The 16,986-nt window shown below is 70.9% G+C and carries 19 protein-coding genes and 1 pseudogene; 8 read left to right on the top strand and 12 right to left on the bottom strand.

What is annotated here, in order from left to right; all coding sequences use genetic code 11:
- Positions 1–62: 62 nt before the first annotated feature.
- Positions 63–1,259 carry a sensor histidine kinase gene (locus VFZ92_RS37995; RefSeq protein ID WP_330882128.1) on the bottom strand — a complete coding sequence of 399 codons (1,197 nt, stop codon included), beginning with the start codon at positions 1,257–1,259 and terminating at the stop codon, positions 63–65.
- Positions 1,260–1,364: 105 nt separating this feature from the next.
- On the opposite strand from VFZ92_RS37995, the gene VFZ92_RS37990 reads away from it, so the two are divergent.
- Positions 1,365–1,526 carry a hypothetical protein gene (locus tag VFZ92_RS37990; protein WP_330882126.1) on the top strand — a complete coding sequence of 54 codons (162 nt, stop codon included), beginning with the start codon at positions 1,365–1,367 and terminating at the stop codon, positions 1,524–1,526.
- Positions 1,527–1,555: 29 nt separating this feature from the next.
- Here the strand turns inward: VFZ92_RS37990 and VFZ92_RS37985 are convergent, their stop codons facing one another.
- From VFZ92_RS37985 to VFZ92_RS37975, 3 genes are all read right to left on the bottom strand, one after another.
- Positions 1,556–2,719 (bottom strand): nitric oxide synthase oxygenase, encoded by a 1,164-nt coding sequence (locus VFZ92_RS37985; RefSeq protein ID WP_330882124.1) that lies wholly within the window; start codon positions 2,717–2,719, stop codon positions 1,556–1,558.
- 147 nt (positions 2,720–2,866) lie between these two features.
- Positions 2,867–3,520: a tRNA (guanosine(46)-N7)-methyltransferase TrmB gene (gene trmB, locus VFZ92_RS37980; RefSeq protein WP_330882140.1), complete on the bottom strand. Its 654-nt coding sequence runs from the start codon at positions 3,518–3,520 to the stop codon at positions 2,867–2,869.
- 104 nt (positions 3,521–3,624) lie between these two features.
- On the bottom strand, positions 3,625–4,083 hold the full coding sequence (locus tag VFZ92_RS37975) for a hypothetical protein (protein ID WP_330882122.1): 459 nt from the start codon (positions 4,081–4,083) through the stop codon (positions 3,625–3,627).
- Between the two features lie 424 nt (positions 4,084–4,507).
- Between VFZ92_RS37975 and VFZ92_RS37970 the strand changes: the two genes are divergently transcribed.
- Positions 4,508–5,671, top strand: coding sequence for a S8 family serine peptidase (locus VFZ92_RS37970; protein WP_330882120.1), 1,164 nt, complete (start codon positions 4,508–4,510; stop codon positions 5,669–5,671).
- Here the strand turns inward: VFZ92_RS37970 and VFZ92_RS37965 are convergent.
- The 4 genes from VFZ92_RS37965 to VFZ92_RS37950 all read right to left on the bottom strand — a co-directional run bounded on the left by VFZ92_RS37965 (position 5,668) and on the right by VFZ92_RS37950 (position 9,225).
- A complete protein-coding gene (locus VFZ92_RS37965) occupies positions 5,668–6,570 on the bottom strand; it encodes an ABC transporter ATP-binding protein (RefSeq protein ID WP_330882117.1) in 903 nt (300 codons plus the stop codon). The two genes, VFZ92_RS37970 and VFZ92_RS37965, sit on opposite strands and share 4 nt — an antisense overlap.
- A 40-nt stretch (positions 6,571–6,610) precedes the next feature.
- Positions 6,611–7,372 carry an ABC transporter permease gene (locus VFZ92_RS37960; protein ID WP_330882115.1) on the bottom strand — a complete coding sequence of 254 codons (762 nt, stop codon included), beginning with the start codon at positions 7,370–7,372 and terminating at the stop codon, positions 6,611–6,613.
- Between the two features lie 178 nt (positions 7,373–7,550).
- Positions 7,551–8,309: a hypothetical protein gene (locus VFZ92_RS37955; protein ID WP_330882113.1), complete on the bottom strand. Its 759-nt coding sequence runs from the start codon at positions 8,307–8,309 to the stop codon at positions 7,551–7,553.
- 4 nt (positions 8,310–8,313) lie between these two features.
- Positions 8,314–9,225 carry an ABC transporter ATP-binding protein gene (locus VFZ92_RS37950; RefSeq protein WP_330882110.1) on the bottom strand — a complete coding sequence of 304 codons (912 nt, stop codon included), beginning with the start codon at positions 9,223–9,225 and terminating at the stop codon, positions 8,314–8,316.
- A 241-nt stretch (positions 9,226–9,466) separates the two neighbouring features.
- Between VFZ92_RS37950 and VFZ92_RS37945 the strand changes: the two genes are divergently transcribed.
- Positions 9,467–9,901: a PPOX class F420-dependent oxidoreductase gene (locus tag VFZ92_RS37945; RefSeq protein ID WP_330882108.1), complete on the top strand. Its 435-nt coding sequence runs from the start codon at positions 9,467–9,469 to the stop codon at positions 9,899–9,901.
- A gap of 13 nt (positions 9,902–9,914) precedes the next feature.
- Here the strand turns inward: VFZ92_RS37945 and VFZ92_RS37940 are convergent, their stop codons facing one another.
- Positions 9,915–10,718, bottom strand: a complete 804-nt coding sequence (locus VFZ92_RS37940; protein WP_330882106.1) for an HAD family hydrolase — start codon at positions 10,716–10,718, stop codon at positions 9,915–9,917.
- 53 nt (positions 10,719–10,771) lie between these two features.
- On the opposite strand from VFZ92_RS37940, the gene VFZ92_RS37935 reads away from it, so the two are divergent.
- The 3 genes and pseudogenes from VFZ92_RS37935 to VFZ92_RS42550 form a co-directional block, all read left to right on the top strand.
- Positions 10,772–11,344, top strand: coding sequence for a TetR/AcrR family transcriptional regulator (locus tag VFZ92_RS37935; RefSeq protein WP_330882104.1), 573 nt, complete (start codon positions 10,772–10,774; stop codon positions 11,342–11,344).
- Positions 11,344–12,258 carry an SDR family oxidoreductase gene (locus VFZ92_RS37930; RefSeq protein ID WP_330882102.1) on the top strand — a complete coding sequence of 305 codons (915 nt, stop codon included), beginning with the start codon at positions 11,344–11,346 and terminating at the stop codon, positions 12,256–12,258. The genes VFZ92_RS37935 and VFZ92_RS37930 overlap by 1 nt, the downstream gene beginning before the upstream one ends.
- An 810-nt stretch (positions 12,259–13,068) precedes the next feature.
- Positions 13,069–13,335 (top strand): annotated as a pseudogene (locus VFZ92_RS42550) (hypothetical protein); the annotation flags it as partial.
- A 60-nt stretch (positions 13,336–13,395) separates the two neighbouring features.
- Here VFZ92_RS42550 and VFZ92_RS37920 read toward each other — a convergent pair.
- Both VFZ92_RS37920 and VFZ92_RS37915 read right to left on the bottom strand, forming a co-directional pair.
- Entirely contained in the window at positions 13,396–14,052 is a 657-nt protein-coding gene (locus tag VFZ92_RS37920) for a response regulator transcription factor (protein ID WP_330882098.1), read from the bottom strand.
- 9 nt (positions 14,053–14,061) lie between these two features.
- Entirely contained in the window at positions 14,062–15,222 is a 1,161-nt protein-coding gene (locus tag VFZ92_RS37915) for a sensor histidine kinase (RefSeq protein WP_330882138.1), read from the bottom strand.
- Between the two features lie 117 nt (positions 15,223–15,339).
- On the opposite strand from VFZ92_RS37915, the gene VFZ92_RS37910 reads away from it, so the two are divergent.
- Both VFZ92_RS37910 and VFZ92_RS37905 read left to right on the top strand, forming a co-directional pair.
- Entirely contained in the window at positions 15,340–16,113 is a 774-nt protein-coding gene (locus VFZ92_RS37910; protein WP_330882096.1) for a hypothetical protein, read from the top strand.
- Positions 16,110–16,499: a GntR family transcriptional regulator gene (locus VFZ92_RS37905; RefSeq protein ID WP_330882094.1), complete on the top strand. Its 390-nt coding sequence runs from the start codon at positions 16,110–16,112 to the stop codon at positions 16,497–16,499. Before VFZ92_RS37910 ends, VFZ92_RS37905 begins: the two co-directional genes overlap by 4 nt.
- Here the strand turns inward: VFZ92_RS37905 and VFZ92_RS37900 are convergent.
- Positions 16,484–16,957, bottom strand: coding sequence for a hypothetical protein (locus VFZ92_RS37900; protein ID WP_330882142.1), 474 nt, complete (start codon positions 16,955–16,957; stop codon positions 16,484–16,486). The genes VFZ92_RS37905 and VFZ92_RS37900 overlap by 16 nt on opposite strands.
- Positions 16,958–16,986 lie beyond the last annotated feature (29 nt).

The raw sequence follows: 16,986 nt of genomic DNA, 5'->3' as shown, positions 1-16,986 counted from the left end.
CCCACGAGGGGCCCGGCGCGGAGGAACGCGTCGGGCCCCTCGAACCTCCGCCCGCGGGCGGTTCAGGCCGTGATGGGGATCTGGGCCCGCACCTCCCAGCCGTCGCCCGAGCGGGTGCCCGCGGTGAACGTCCCACCCAGCAGTTCGACGCGTTCGCGCATGCCGACGAGCCCGTAGCCGCCGGACCCGCCGACCGGCGCCTGCCTCGTGCCGCGCCCGTTGTCGGCGACGCGGACGTGGACCGCGCTCTCCCTGGTGGACACCGACACCTCGACCCTGGTCACGTCGGTGGCGTGCTTGCGGGAGTTGGTCAGCGACTCCTGGACCAGGCGCAGCACCGAGCGCTCGAACTCGGGCGGGACCTGCTCGGCCCGGTCGAACTCCAGGTGGACCGGGAGGCCGGACTCCTCGGTCACGGCCCGGACGTCGGCGGCGAGGTTGCTGGTCGAGCCGACCGACCCCGAGCCCGCGGGCTCCGAGCCGCGCAGCGTGCCGACGAGCTTGCGCATGGCGGCAAGCGCCTCCGTGCCGCTGTTGGTGATCACCGGCAGGACCTCGCGGGCCGCGTCCGGGTTCAGCTCCAGCACCGCCTCGGCGGCCTGCGAGTGCACGACGATGCTCGTCACGTAGTGCGCGACCACGTCGTGCAGCTCGCGGGCCAGCGCCATCCGCTCGGCGTGCTGCGCCGCCAGCACCTCCGCCTCGACCGACTGCCTGCGCTCCCGGTCGCGCGACCGGAAGTACAGGCCGGTGCCGACCGAGATGATCAGGAACACGGTGCCGCCGATGACGTTGGGCCACAGCTCGGGCCCGTACGTCTTGGGGCCCTCGCCCCAGTCGATCTGGTAGTCGGGCCTGATCCACGTGGTCGCGGCGATCGTGGCGACCAGGACCACCACGCCCAGCGCCGCCCGCCACCTCGGGGCCTCGCGGACCAGGATCGCGATCAGCGCCATCAGCGCGGCGGTCTCGGTGATCAGGAGCTTGCCGACGATCGGCGGGGACACCCCCAGGCCGCTCAGCCTGAGCACCGCGGAGCCGATCACCAGGGTCGCGGCCGCGGTGAGCGCGGCGTCGAACGGACGGCGCGGCGTCAGCACCGCGATCACGCACAGCACGACCACGCCGGGCAGCTGCCAGGACCGCGAGCCGAGGTCGAACGTGCTCGCCGCGTCCAGGGCCAGCAGGATGAGCAGGGCACAAGCCAGGGGCCACTGACGTCTGACCATGGTCCGCCAGCTCAGGTTGGTGCTCTCCACGTGGACAACCTAGGTCCTGCGGGCTGATACCGCGTCCGACTCCGGTCGGGTCCCACATCAGCCGTAAGGCTGACCCCCGGTCACCGGAAAATACCCCGGTGGCCGATGTCGGATGACGTCGTGAACAGCGACTCTGGAGAGGCGGAGTTCGGGGAAACGGAGGACGTCATGTTCACGGTTGTCGCTACTTGGTTCGGTGCGGTGCTCGGTCTGCTGGTGCTCGTTCTGATGGCCCTATCAGGCGTGATGGTCGACTCGCAGCGCTGAGGAAATCGCCGGGAATTACCGGTGTGTAATTAGGTGGATTCGTCGGCGTGCAGGCCGCTCGAACGATCCTGGTGGTGCTTGAGCAGTTCCGCCAATCGCCCTGGGGATTGCGGTTGGGTGGTTTCCGCGGCCGTTCCGGAAAAACGAGCCGGGCCACCGGTGCGCGCGCGCCGCGCCGCACCGGGGTCGAGGCGGAAGGTCGGGCGGTTGCCGGTGTGCCGCTGCCTGCCGCGCAACCACGACAGCCGGTGCAGCGATTCGGCGTGGTGGTCGGTGATGGTGACCTCGGCGCGGTCGAACGAGTGCAGCACCGCGCGGTTCAGCTCGACGACGGCCCGGTCGCGCCACAGCGTGCGCTCGGAGCTGGTGTCCAGGCCAAGGGCTTGCGCGACGGGTTTCGCGGCGGCGTAGCCGTGCTCGTCGGCGAGGCTGCGGGTGCCGATCTCGGAGCCGACGAACCACGAGTTGAACGGCGCGGCGGGGTAGGTGATGCCGCCGATGGACAGGCGCATGTTGCCGATCACCGGCACCGCGTGCCAGCGCAGGCCGAGCTGCGCGAACCACGGCAGGTCGGGGTGCTCGACGGGCACCTCGTGCACCACCTCGGGCGGCAGGGTGAACAGTCGAGGGCCCTCGTGGGCGGTCTCCACGACGAGCGGGAGCACGTCGAACCGGCCGCGGTCGGCGGGTGCCCGCCAGCCCATGCCCAGCACGGCGTCGGTGAACGCGGCGTAGCGCGGGTCTCCGAGCCCGTCGGAGTACCCGGCGTACCGGATGAGCTGCTCGTTCCAGATGCACGGGCCGGGGCCCGACGGCGAGTCCGGGGCGAACACGGTGATCAGCGGCTTGATCTCACCGCCGTTGGTGGCGAGCCGCAGGTGCTCGACGCACTCGCCCGCCACCGCCGCCGCGTTGCGGAAGCCGCGCAGGTCGCGCACCTTCAGCCTGCGCCACGGCAGCCCGCTGGTGCACCAGCCGCTGTCGCGCATCGCGATGCGGGCGCCGTAGGACAACTCCTGTGCGGTGTGCCGGTAGGTGCCGGTCGTCGCCACTTCCGCCCGCACGTCCGCGAGCCGGGCGCTGACGGCGCCCGCCTCGGGGTGTGCGACGTGGAACATGCGGAGGAAGCCCTCCGCGGCATCGAGGTCTGCTGCCTCGGGGAGCGTGCGTGCTCCGTTGTGGACTGCGGTCACGGTCGGTAACCGTAGTTGCGCTGAGCATTAACTCGTCACTGCCAGACGGGGCACTCCGGGTGATCAACAGTGACCACCCCATCTAGCGATCTAGAAACCCTCAGTGGTGGTACATCGACCACTGAGGGTCGCGGCTTGAGTACACGGTCAGGTGAGCGTGTTCCGCAGGAACATCAGATCGTGGCTGATCCGGCCCTCTTCGACGGCGCGCTGCTCGAACTTGGTGACCGGCCGCCATTCGGGCCTCGGAGCCCATCCGCCGGGCTCGGCCGCGTGCGGGTTGTCGAGCTTCGGCTCGGCCGAGCAGACGGCCATCATCTGATCGGCGTAGTTCTCCCAGTCGGTCGCGAGGTGCAGCATCCCGCCGGGCACCAGCCGCGAGGCGAGCAGGGAGACGAAGTCGGGCTGCACGAGGCGGCGCTTGTGGTGCTTCTTCTTCGGCCACGGGTCCGGGAAGAAGATCCGCACCCCGGACAGCGAGGCCTCGGGGACGTGCTCGGTGATCAGGTCGACCGCGTCACCGCGCAGCAGGCGCAGGTTGTCGACGCCGAGCAGCTCCGCGCGCAGGATCAGCATCGCCAGGCCGGGCTTGTAGACCTCGACGGCCACGTAGTTGACGTCCGGGGCGTCGGCGACGAGCTGGGAGGTGGTCTCGCCCATGCCGGAACCGATCTCCAGCAGCACGGGGGCCTCGCGGCCGAACCAGCCGGAGAAGTCCACGGGCCCCTCGGGCAGTTCCTTGACGTCCCGGCCGAGGCGCTCCCAGTGGGTGTCCCACGCGCGCTGCTGGCCGACCGTCATCCGCTCACCGCGCTGGACGAAGCTGACGATGGAACGGTGGTTCGGCGGGGTCTGCTGGCTGGGGGTCACGACCGCACAGCCTACAAACCACGCCGAACCGCACGTCAGGCGATGTTCTCCAGGTCCTCGATCTGCTCCCGCAGATCGGCGGTGGTGAACGGGATGGGCTGCTGGAGCCCCGGTCCGCGGTGCACGGGCAGCAGGTCGACCCAGCCGGGGTGCAGGTCCGTGAACTGCACGGTCGTCGGCTCGGACGGGCCGTACACGCCGCTCTCCGACGGCACGAACTCCCAGTAGCCGACCTCGCCCTCGGACGCCCACGGCACGTACACCCATCCCGGACGGGCCGACAGCAGCGCGGTCACCTCGTCCTCGACGGCGAAGCCCGCGGCACGGGACGGCAGCTTGCCGCGGTGCAGCGCGCGCAGCCACCACGGCGACGGCGGGTTCTGCGTGACGGTGTGCACCGAGCGGAACAGCGCGAGCACCTGCTCCTCGTCGGCGCGGTGGATCCAGGCCCGCCTGCTCTCGGCGGGGCTCTGGGCCAGGGTGACGGTGTTCATGGCTTCGATGGCGTGGGACCATTCGAGGCCGACCATCGGTTCGACCCGCACGCCGTGTGCGCGCGGGCGGGCAAAGTCGGTCGCCGGGTATCCGGCAGTCGGGTTGGGATCGAGCACCGTCACGGGTTCACCTCCGCGGAGTTCCTTGACGGGGGGATAACCGATCGCGGGCACGGCCACACCTGGAGGGCACCGCGATGTACCAGGGCCGCACGCGATTCGTTGCTTTCCATCTGAGCCTGTCCTGAGCCGCTTGTCATGGCGCTGTGCCGGAGTTCACGTGGTGTTAACGGGTGCCTGGTGCCAGGTGCCCGGAATGAGGTTTTGGAAACATGGTGGACATGGAATATTTGTGATCCGCACCATGCTGTGAAAGGCACCACATCCAGGTTTGAAGTGTGCGGATGCTGATTTGGGGGCTCGGATGTCCGTGAGGGTTCTGGTTCTCGCGGTGCTCGCCCTGCTGTTCGTCACGCCACCGGTCCACGGTGCGTCGATCGAGGACGAGCAGTGGCACCTCGGAGCGCTGGACGCGTACGCGGCGCACGAGATCAGCCGGGGCGACGGCGTGGTCGTGGCCGTCGTGGACAGCGGGGTGGACGAGACCGTCGCCGACCTCTCGGGCCGGTTGCTGCCGGGCCGCGGCTTCGGGTCGGCCGCGGGCACCGACGGCGTGCGCGACACCGACGGCCACGGCACCTCCATGGCGACGCTCATCGCGGGCCGGGGCGACGGCGGCGCCCTCGGGATCGCGCCGGGCGCGAAGATCCTGCCGGTCGCGGCGGGCACGGACGGCGAGGACTTCCCCAGCGACTCCGTCACGGAGAGCGTCCGGTGGGCCGTCGACAACGGGGCTCGGGTGGTCAACCTGTCGCTCGGCACGCCGGTCGAGTCCACACCGGACCTGAAGGGCGCGGTCGAGTACGCGTTCGCCAACGACGTGGTGGTCGTCGCGGCCACCGGCAACGACGGCGCCCGGCACATCGGCGCGCCCGCGAACGTCCTCGGCGTCCTCGCGGTGTCCGGCACGGTCGAGGGCGGCGCGCCGTGGCCGTCGTCCAACACCGGGGCCCTCACCGTGCTCGCCGCACCCGCGCAGGACATCGTCACCGCGTCGCCCCTGTCCGTCTCGGAGAGCGGGTACTCGCAGGTGAGCGGTACGAGCGCGGCGGCGGCCCTGGTCTCCGGCGTCGCCGCGCTGGTGCGGGCGAAGTACCCGGACATGAGCGCGGCGGACGTGGTGAACCGGCTGGTCGCGAGCGCGACCGACATCGCCGGGCCCGGCCGCGACGAGGCGACCGGGTTCGGTCTGGTCAACCCGGTGGCGGCGTTGACGGCGACCGTGCCGCGGGTCGACCGCAACCCCCTGCTGCCCGGTGGGGTCGTCGTGCCGGGTGTCCCGGCCGCCGCCGACCCGGTGGACACCGGCACCCTGCTCGCGCTCGGCGCCGGGGTGCTGCTGCTCGCGGTGGTCGGCGGGCTGGTGCTGCTGCGCCGGGCCCGCGCGCGCCGGGGCCCGCGCATCGAGGTCGTGGCGGGGTGGGAGCCCCCGCCACCGGACGACGAGTTCTGGCGGCCGAAGTACTAGGCCCCGTGGTACTCCACCGACTCCTTGGTCAACTGCATGAACGCCTCCTCCAGCGAGCCGCGCTGCGGGCTCAGCTCGTGCAGCACGACCCCGTTGGCGGCGGCCAGCTCACCGATGCTCGCCGGGTCCATGCCGTGCACCACGAGCGCGCCGTCGATCGCGTCGCTGGTGACGGTCGCCGACCCGGCCAGCAGCTCCTGGAGCTTCGCCGCGTGCGGGGAGCGCACCCGGACGTTGTCCTCGGTGGCGTCCTTGATGAACTGCTCGGTGCTCGTCTGGGCGATCAGCTTGCCCTTGCCGATCACGATCAGCTCCTGCGCCGTCTGCGCCATCTCGGACAGCAGGTGGCTCGACACCAGCACCGTCCGGCCGTCGGCGGCCAGCCGGTGCATGAACTGCCGGATCCACACGATGCCCTCGGGGTCCAGCCCGTTGACCGGCTCGTCGAACAGCAGCACCTCCGGGTCGCCGAGCAGCGCGCCCGCGAGCCCGAGCCGCTGGGACATGCCCAGCGAGAAGCCGCCCGCGTTCCGCTTCGCGACGGCGGTCAGCCCGACCATCTCCAGCACCTCGTCGACGCGCCCGACGGAGATGTGGTTCGACTTCGCCAGCCACCGCAGGTGCGACCGGGCGGACCTGTTGGGGTGCACCCACTTCGCGTCCAGCAGCGCGCCGACCGTCCCGAGGGGACGCTTCAGCTCCGCGTACCGCTTGCCGTTGATGAGCGCCCGCCCCTTGTTGGGCGTGTCCAGCCCCAGGATCATCCGCATGGTCGTCGACTTGCCCGCGCCGTTCGGCCCGAGGAACCCGGTCACCCGGCCCGCCTCGACCGTGAAGGACAGGTCGTCGACCGCCACCGTGGGGCCGTAGTGCTTCGTGAGTCCCGCCGCTTCGATCATGACCACTCTCCGATCACGTCAGTTGTGCGTTGAACGAGTTCTACGCGTCCCGCCGCTTGACCACCACGAGCGCGACCACCAGGAGGCCGACGCAGACGGCGGCGTAGTAGGCCAGCGAGCCCCACGGGCCGAAGGGCTGGTCCGAACCCGTGCCCTCGGTGATGAACGACTGGTTGCCCGCGGTGAGGAAGTGGTCGGAGTTCCGGCCGATCAGCCAGCGCTGGACCTTCGGCCCGACCGTCGGGATGATCCCGACCAGGTTCTCCAGCAGCAGCGTGTAGACCAGCAGGACCGCCACGGCGGCCGCGGTCTGGCGGACCAGGAGGCCCACGGCGACGGCGAGCACGGCGGCGAGCGCGAACACCAGGCCGGTGCCCGCGACGTTGCGCCACTCGGCGGCGGAGTTGATGGCCATGTCGGCTTCGGGCCTGATCAGCGTGCCGATGCCCCACGACCCGAAGGCGATCACCTCGCCGACGGCGCCGGAGAGCAGCGCCACCACGGCGGTCTTGGCGAGCAGCGGCCGCACCCTGCTCGGCGCGGCGAGGAAGGTCGAGCGGATCGTGCCGAACCGGTACTCGGTGGTGACGGCGAGCGCGGCCATCACCATGAGCACGACCATGCCGAAGTTCGTGAACCCCTGCGACACCGGCACCGACAGCGGGAACCGCTCGTCGGTGTTGGCCGCGATCACGGCGGCCATGCCGATGGTGATCACCATCGCCAGCGCCGTGCACCACCAGGGTGAGCGCGTGCTGAAGAGCTTGATCCGTTCGACGGCGAGGAGCGTCACCTGGTCCATCCCCCGATCTCGGCGTTCGTGGCCGTAACCGTCGCGCACTCCGCTGATCTTCGCGAGTGGAGAAGACGAAGGAGCCCGGACCACACCCCGAAGGTGGCCCGGGCTCCCTCTCCCCCGTGTCCGACCAGCGGACGTCCCCTCAAACGTCCGCGGCGGTCGGATCCGTCCCCCGTTCCCCCTACGCGTCCCGCTTCTTGGCGACAGCGAGTGCCACGACGAGCAGACCGACGCTGATGGCCGCGAAGTAGGCCAACGAGCCCCACGGTCCGAAGGGGAAGTCGAGTCGCGGCGGGCCTGCTCCCTCGGGGAGCGCGGCGCCGTCCGCGGTCAGGAAGTTGTTGGCGTGCATGAAGGGCATCCACTCCTGGATCTTCACGCCGATCTTCGGGATGAGCCCGATCAGGCTCTCCACCAGCAGCGCGTAGACCAGCAGGATCGCGACGGCCCCCGCCGTCTGGCGGACGAGCGTGCCGACCGCGATGGCCAGGACCGCGGAGAGCGCGAAGACCAGGCCGGTGCCCGCGACGTTGCGCCACTCCACCGAGGAGTTGATGGCCAGGTCGGCGTTCGGCTTGATCAGCTTGCTGATCCCCCACGAGCCGAAGGCGACGACCTCGCCGACGACGCCCGCGAGCACGGCGACGACGACGGTCTTGGCGAGCAGGGCCTGGATGCGGCCCGGCACCGCGAGGAACGTGGCGCGGATCGTGCCGAAGCGGTACTCGGTGGTGACGGCCAGCGCGGCCATCACCATGATCACGATCATCCCGAAGTTGGAGAACGACTGGGAGAGCCCCACGCTCAGCGGGAACTCGTCGTTCGTGTTGGCCGCGATCAGCGCGGCCATGCCGACGGTGAGCACCACGGCGAGCGCCATGCACCACCACGGCGAGCGGGTGCTGAAGAGCTTGATCCGTTCGACGGCGAGCAGAGTCATCAGTTCACTTCCCGATCTCGGCGTGGTACTCGACGGAGTCGCCGGTCAACTGCATGAAGGCCTGTTCGAGCGAACCGCGCTGCGGGCTCAACTCGTGCAGCACCACGCCGTTGGCCCCCGCGATGTCACCGATCTGGTCACTGGTCGCCCCCACGACCGTGAGCGCGCCGTCGTCGTCGTTGCGGACGGTGTACCCCTTGTCGACCAGCAGCGGACCCAGCTTGCCCAGTTGCGGGCTGCGCACCAGGACGCTGTTCTCGGTCGCCCTCTCGATGAACTCCGTCGTGCTGCTCTGCGAGATGATCTTGCCCTTGCCGATCACCACCAGGTCCTGCGCGGTGACGGCCATCTCCGACAGCAGGTGGCTGGACACGAGCACCGTGCGCCCCTGCGCCGCCAGGTTCTGCATGAACTGCCTGATCCAGAGGATGCCCTCCGGGTCGAGGCCGTTGACCGGCTCGTCGAACAGCAGCACCTTCGGGTCCCCGAGCAGCGCCCCCGCGATGCCCAGCCGCTGGGACATGCCCAGCGAGAACCCGCCCGCGCGCCGCTTGGCGACGGCGGTCAGACCCACCATGTCGAGGACCTCGTCCACGCGGCGGTCCGGCAGCCCGTTGGACTTGGCCATCCAGTGCAGGTGGGCCCTCGCCGACCGGTTCGGGTGCACCCACTTGGCGTCCAGCAGCGCGCCGACGGTCCGCAGGGGACGGTCGAGCTGCGCGTACGGCTTGCCGTCGATCAGCGCCTTGCCGCTGGTCGGCCGGTCGAGGCCGAGGATCATCCGCATGGTGGTGGACTTGCCCGCGCCGTTGGGCCCGAGGAACCCGGTCACCCTGCCGGGCTGGATGGTGAAGGACAGGTCGTCCACCGCCACCGTCGTCCCGTACCGCTTGGTGAGGCCGATCGCCTCGATCATGGTTTCTCCCCCTGGCGGCCCGTGCCGTCCACTTGCGTTCCCCGGTTGACGATCCGTGTTGACGATCCACATCGTGCCGCGCCGCGGGGGCCGACCACATCGGTCGGTAGTTGATTCCTGTGTGCGACTTCAGTCTTACTGTCTCCGATACCTCGGTCGTAGTAATCCGTGGTGACCCTGAGTCGCCCCCTAGGTCTTTCCTGATTTTTCTCAGGGAAGCGGGCCTCTACGGTGTGCGGTCATGGGTTACACGGACGCACCTGAAGGCTGGTGGCGCGAGTTCATCTCGGCGACGCCCGCGAAGACCGGCAAGCTCGCGGTGGTCCGCAAGGACGGCTCGCCGCACGTCTCCCCGATCTGGGTCGACCTCGACGGCGGCACGCTGGTCTTCACCACCAACACCGGCTCGATCAAGGGCAGGTCCATCGCCCGCGACGGCCGGGTCGCGATCTGCTTCGACGACGAGAACCCGCCGCACTCGTTCGTCACGGTCACCGGCCGCGCGGAGATCGACGACGACCGGGAGCAGGTCAAGTACTGGACGGGCCGGATCGGCGCCCGCTACATGGGCGCGGCCCGCGCGGACGAGTTCGCCGAGCGCAACGGCGTGCCGGAGGAGGTCGTCGTCCGGCTGCGCGACGTCGAGGTGGTCGCGAAGCTCGACGTGGCGGGCTGAGGGCGGACGCCCGTCAGCCGGGGAAGAAGCGGTCCAGCACGTCCGCGGCGCCGTCGTCGAAGATCGTTCCGGTGACGGCGTCCGCGGACTGCTGGACGACCGCGGGCGCCTGCCCCATCGCGACGCCGAGGGCGGCCCAGCGCAGCATCTCGACGTCGTTGCTGCCGTCGCCGATCGCCAGGGTGTCCTCCGCCGACACGCCGAGCCGGACGCGCAGGGCCTCCAGTTCGGCCCCCTTCGTCACGCCCGCCGGGCCCGCCGTCAGCCACGCCAGCGTGTGGTCGATGGTCCAGTGCGCGCCGGGCAGCTCGACGTCCACCAGCGCGAAGGCCATCTCCTCCGGGGAGTGGTCGAGCCAGCGGCAGACCAGCCGCGGCGTCGGCTCGGCCACGAACTCCTCCAGGTCGACGTCGCGCAGGTCGCCCCACAGGTCGCCGTCCGGGAACCGGCCGTACACGAGGTTGCCGACCCCGGTCAGCTCGGCGCCGTAGACCGCGCCGGGCAGCAGGCCGACCAGGCGGTCCATCACCGCTCCGGTGTCGAACGTGGAGTGCTTGACCACGGTCTTCGTCGTCGTGTCCCACCAGACCGCGCCGTTGGAGCACAGCACGGTCGTGCCCTCCAGCCCGAGGCTCTCGACGACCGCCCTGGTACCGGTGAGGGAGCGGCCGGTGGACAGCACCACGTGCGCGCCGTGCCCCACCGCCCTGGCGATGGCCGAGCGCACGGCGGGGGCTATTTCGTTCTCACCCATCCGGGCGATCGTGCCGTCGATGTCGAGTGCGATGAGCCGGGGACGCCAATCGGGTGTGGTCACTGCGTCAAGACTAGTCGGTGGCACGAATTAATGAATCATGGTTCACTAATGGGGTGGCGCGACCGAAGACGATCACCGACGAACGGCTCGTGTCCGCCGCGATGGTCCTGATCGGCCGCCGCGGTCCCGAGTTCACGATGGCGGAGGTGGCCGCGGAGGCCGGTGTCTCCGTCGGCACGGTCGCCCAGCGCTTCGGCTCCAAGAGCGGCCTGCTCCAGGAGGTCAGCAGGCTGTCGACCCGCGCCGCCGTGGCGCGGATGCGGGCCGTGGCGGCGGCCGAGGCCGATCCGGTCGACGGGCTGCGCGCCGCGCTGATCACCCTGTTCGGCGAGATCGCGGACGCCGACGTGGCGGCGAACCACCTCGCCCAGCTCGGGGTGGACCTCATCGACCCGCACCTGCGCGCGCTGCTGGTCGAGCACTTCCGGGCCGTGGAGGACGAGCTGCGCGAGCTCGTCCGGCTCGCCGACCTGCCCGGCGCACCCGACCCCGCGCTCGCGGCGCGGGTGCTGGCAGGGCTGATCAACGGGATCTCGATGGACTGGTCGGTCCGGCCGCGGGGCGCGCTCGCGGAGCGGACCGCCGAGGACGTGGACGCGGTGCTGAGGGCGTGGAGGAGGACGTGATGGGGAAACCGTTGCAGGGCAAGGTGGCCGCGGTGACCGGCGCGACGAGGGGCGCGGGTCGGGCGATCGCGGTGGAGCTGGGGGCGGCGGGCGCGACGGTGTTCGTCGGCGGCCGCACGACGCGGGAGAGCCGGTCGCCGATCGGGCGCGCCGAGACGATCGACGAGACGGCGGAACTCGTGACGGCCGCCGGTGGTCGGGGCATCGCGGTGCGGTGCGACTTCACGGTCCCGGCCGACGTGGACGCGTTCCGCGACCGCATCGAGTCCGAAGTGGATGGACAGCTCGACGTGCTGGTGGACGACGTGTGGGGCGGTGAACTGGCCGTCGAGTTCAAGCCGTTCTGGGAGACCGACCTCGACCGGCAGCTGGACATGTGGCGCAACAGCATGGAGTCGCACTTCATCGCGCTGCACAAGCTCCTGCCGCTGGTGGTCCGGCGGCCCGGCGGGCTGGTGGTCGAGGTGACCGACGGCGACGCCGACTCCCCGTACTCCGGGATGCTCGCGTACGACTCGGTGAAGGCGGGACTCCGGCGGCTCGCGCACGGGCTCGCGAAGGACCTCGAACCGCACGGCGGCACGGCGGTCGCGGTGACGCCGGGGTTCCTGCGCTCCGAGCAGATGCTGGAGACGTTCGGCGTCACCGAGGAGACCTGGCGGGACGCGATCGCCAAGGAGCCGCACTACGCGGTGTCGGAGACGCCGCACTACCTCGGTCGCGGGGTGGCCGCGCTGGCCGCCGACCCCGACCGGGCCCGGTTCGCGGGTCAGGCCCTCTCGTCGTGGTCGCTGATGAACACCTACGGCGTCACCGACCTGGACGGCAGCACGCCCGACTGGGGCCGGTGGAATCTCGACGTGGTGTCGACTGGGACCGCTCCCACCAGCGTGGATGCGTCGAAGTACCGATAGGCGACCTCCACAGGTTTCCGGTACTGGTCTGAACCAGCCACCTCGGTCGTCCGTAGGCCTGACTACGCGACGAAAGGAAGTGACGGCATGAGCCGACGGATGCCCGAGGTAGCGCGAAAGCGGCGCTGGACGATCGCTGCCGGTCTCCTCGTAGTGGTTGGCGCGGGTGCCGGATCGGCGTTCGCCATGGGTGGCGGTGCTGCCGGTCAAGCCGCCTGCCAGGGCCAGAACCTCACGTTCTCCGCCGAAGGCGGTGCTCCCGGTGTCACGAGCAACCAGTTCCCGGTGGGCACCCAGCTCAAGATCACGAACCTGGACAACGGCAAGTCCACCACCGTGCCGGTCACCGGTGTGTCGGGCAGTTGCGCCCTGCTGAACCAGGCCGCGATGGACCAGGTCCGCGAAGCGGGCAAGAACGTGATCCGCAACAACTCGGTCGAGGTCGTCAGCGGCGGTCCCGCCGCGGCCCAGCCCCCCGCCGGCCAGCCCGCGGCCGGGGGCGGCGCCTCCGCGTGCCCCGGCAACCTGACCTTCTTCTCCGACACCGCCGCGCCCGGCGTGACGAGCAACAAGTTCGCCGTCGGCACGCAGTTGAAGATCACGAACCTGGACAACGGCAAGTCCACCACGGTGCCCGTCATCGGCACGTCGGCCAGCTGCGCGCTGCTCAACACCGCGGCGATGGAGCAGGTCCGCGAAGCGGGCAAGAACGTGATCCGCAACAACAAGGTCGAGGTCGTCAGCGGCGCGGGCGCGGGCCAGCCCGCCGCGGAACAGCCCGCCGCGACCCAGCCCGCCGCGCAGCCCCCGGCCGCGCAGCCCGCGACCGGCCAGGTCGTCTGCGACGGCTCGACGGTGACCCTCTCCGGTGAGGGCGGCGCTCCCGGCGCCAGCAGCAACCAGTTCCCCGTGGGCACCCAGCTCAAGGTCACGAACCTGGACAACGGCAAGTCCACGACGGTCAGCGTCACCGGTGTCTCGGGCAGCTGCGCGCTGCTGAACAACGCGGCATTCGAGCAGGTCCGCGAGCCCGGCAAGTTCCTGATCCGCAACGCCCGCATCGAGAAGGTCGGCTAGGCCCGGCCGCCCGCCGGGCCGGTGACGTGACGCGTAACGCCACCGGCCCGCGGGAAGGGCTCAGACGTCACCCGGACGGACCAGGCCCGTCTCGTAGGCCAGCACGACGGCCTGCACCCGGTCCCTGATCTCCAGCTTCGCCAGGATCCGACCCACGTGGGTCTTCACGGTCGCCTCGGACAGGAACAGCTTCCGCGCGATCTCCGTGTTGGACAGCCCCTTGGCGATGAGCACCAGCACCTCGCGCTCCCGCTCGGTGAGCACGTCCAGCACGGCCGCGTCCCGCAGCTCGCCGCCGCCCTCGCCGAGGAACCGGCTCAGCAGCCGCTTCGTCACGCTCGGCGAGACCACGGCGTCGCCGCTGGCCACGGCCCGCAGCGCGGACACCAGGTCACCGGGCGGGGTGTCCTTCAGCAGGAACCCGCTGGCCCCGTTGCGCAGCGCGGACAGCGCGTACTCGTCCATGTCGAACGTGGTCATCACGAGGATCTTGGACGTGCCAGCCTCGGCGATCCGCTTGGTCGCCTCGACACCGTCCATCACGGGCATCCGGACGTCCATCAGCACGACGTCGGGCCGGAGCTGGTCGGCGAGCTGCACGGCGTCGAGGCCGTCGGCGGCCTCCCCGACGACGTCGATGTCTGGTTGGGCGCCGAGCACCATGCGGAAGCCCATGCGCATGAGCTCTTGGTCGTCGACGAGCAGCACTCGGATCACGCGATCACCCTAGGTCGCCGCGAGCGGCATGACGGCGCGAACCCGCCAGCCACCGCCCGGATTGGGGCCCGCTTCGAGGGTGCCGCCCAGGACACCGGCCCGTTCGCGCATGCCGATCAGCCCGTTGCCGCCGGACACGGCCACCAGGTCGTGGGGCGTGCCGAAGCCGTCGTCGGTCACCTCGATCACGACCTTCTCGTCGGTCCGCAGCACCTTGACCACGGCGTTCGCGCCGGTGCCCGCGTGCTTGAGAGTGTTGGTCAGGGCTTCCTGGACGATCCGGTAGACGCTGAGCCCGACGCCGGCGGGCAGCCGCTCCACGTCGCCGGTGACCTCCAGCCGCACGGGCAGCCCGGCGGCCCGGCAGTTCTCGGCCAGGTCGTCCAGCTCGCGCGCGTCCGGCTGGGGCGCCCACTGCGTGCCGGACTGGTCCTCGCTGCGCAGCACGCCCAGCAGCCGCCGCAGCTCGGTCAGCGCCTGCCTGCCGGTGTCGGAGATCGTCTTGACCGCGGCCTCCGCCAGCTCCGGCTTCGTCCGGATCGCGTACCCCGCGCCGTCGGCCTGCACGATCATCACGCTCACCGCGTGCGCCACCACGTCGTGCAGCTCGCGGGCGATCCGCGACCGCTCCTCGCCGACCGCGAGCCGCGCCTGCTGGTCGCGCTCGGTCTCCAGCAGCTTCAGGCGCTGCTCCAGCTCCGAGTGGTAGGCCCGCCGCGCTCCGACGAACGACCCGAGCGCCCAGCTGAAGCCGAAGAGCACCGCGACCAGGAAGGTCAGGATCACCGCCGCCGAGGGGTCGGAGAGCCGCCACACCGCCCAGACCAGCGTCCCGACGAACAGGGCCATCGAGTAGAGCAGCGCCTGCTGCTTCCCGACGTACGCCACGACCGTGTACAGCGCGACGGCCAGTGCGAAGTCGGCGGCCCGCACCGGCATGCCGTTCTCCAGCCCGCCGTGCGTCATCAGCTGGAGGAACCCGCCGAGCAGGATCACGTAGCTGCTGCCGAGCGGGTACCTGCGGCGGAACGCCACCGGCACGGTGAGCAGCAACCCGACCAGGAGGATCGCGCCGGGCGACACCTTGTCGGAGCCGACGAACGCGGTCAGGTCGGACAGGAACAGCAGCCCGGCGATCAGGGAGTCCCCGAACACCGGGTGCGCTCGCATCCACAGGCTCAACCGCTGCACGTCGCAAGATTAGGTACTGGGCGAACCTCCCGCGTCGCGCCACGGGCTGAACGTGCGTACGCCTCCAGGTTGACGCCCGTGCGATTCTTGTATCGAGTGCTTGGTACAAACGAGCTGACCGGCCGCGACCAGGAGGACGACGTGCGCGACACCGGGATCGAACTGGGGGCCTTGGCGTTCGTCGGGGTGATGCTCCTGATCGCGCTCTGGCCGACCGACAAGACCGCCGCCAAGGTGCTGCGGAAGTGGAACGTGGTCGACCCGACACCCGCGCAGGTCGCCGAGTCGAAGGTGTACCTGAAGCGGCGGAGGCTGCTGTACCCGTGGCTGTTCCTGGCCATCGGCTACGGCACGTCGAAGCTCCTCCCCTCCGACGACGGCTACTTCACCGTGCAGGTGCTGACCACGGTGCTCGCGGGCATGCTGCTGGCCGAGCTGATCGCCGCCGTGCGCCCGAGCAGGGGCGTCCGCCGGGTGGCCGTGCTGGTTCCCCGGCGGGTCCGCGACCTGGTGCCCGCGTGGGGGCTGGTCGCGTTCTTCCTCGGGGTGGACGTCGTGGTGGTGCTGCTGGTCCTGGCCCGCCCGGTCGCGGTGCCCGCACTCGTGTTCCTGGCGTTCTGCGTGCTCACGTCGACCGGTGCGATCCTGCTGGCCGTGAAGCGCCCGACCAGCGGTGACGAGGCCGTGGACGAGGCGTTCCGGCTGCGCAGCGCGCGGGTGGCCCTCGGTCTGGGGACGGCGGTGGCGGGCGTGCTCGCCGTGGCGGCCGACCCGAGCGGGTACGCGGTGCCTGCGCTGTGCCTGGTGCTGATCGGACTCGGGTGGAACCTGGTCAGCCCGCCGCGGGCCGAAGCGGCCGCCGGGAGATGAGCGCACCGCCGAGGATCGTGGTCGACGTCGACAGCGGCGTGCCGCCGTGGCGCCAGGTCCGCGACCAGATCACCCGGCTGATCGTGCACGGCTGGCTGCCGACCGGGGCGCGGCTGCCGACCATCCGGCAGCTCGCGGGCGACCTCGGGATCGCACCGGGCACGGTGGCGCGGGCCTACCGCGAACTGGAGGCGGGCGGGGTGCTGAGCACCGGCCGCAGGCAGGGCACGGTCGTGGCGTCCGTGCCCGCCGCCGCCCCGAACGCGCTCCAGGCCGCCGCGGCGGAGTTCGCCGGGACGGCCAGGGCGCTGGGCGTAGACGTGGAGGCGGCGGTCGCGGCCGTGCGGGCCGCCTACCCTGGCGAAGCGGCCTACCTGGACGAGTAGGGCTTCTCGGTGCTCCTGGTCCCGGTCGCGCGCTGCTCCACGACCGGCGCGGACTCGACGCGGCTCTGCGGGATGCCCCGGTGCTTCTCCTCGAACTGCCGGTGCTCCTCGGCCATCTCGTCGACCAGCGCCTGCTGGAGCTGCTTGTCGCGGATGCGGCCCAGGATCGCCATCGTCGCGCCGTGCGCCAGCGCGAGGAGCAGCAGCACGATGCCCAGGCGGAACACGACGTCCTGGACGGGGTCGCCGGTGCTCACGTCGATCGTGGAGATCAGCATGAGCAGCCCGAGCACGACCAGGTGGAAGAGCACGGCCACGAGCCGGTTCATCGACCGCGCCGACTCCTCGTTCCCGTAGGCCTTGCTCAGGTAGCCCCGGCCGCTGCGGTAGATCAACTGCCCGTCGACGACGACGAGCACGACCCCGAGAAGCAGGAAGACGGCGTAGCTCTGGTCCATCGGACTGGCTCCCTCCGCGAACGTCATCG

Source organism: Umezawaea sp. (genome assembly GCF_036375055.1).
Lineage (GTDB): Bacteria > Actinomycetota > Actinomycetes > Mycobacteriales > Pseudonocardiaceae > Umezawaea.
Note: the sequence above shows the minus strand (reverse complement) of the source record. Positions and strands in the feature narration are given on the sequence as shown.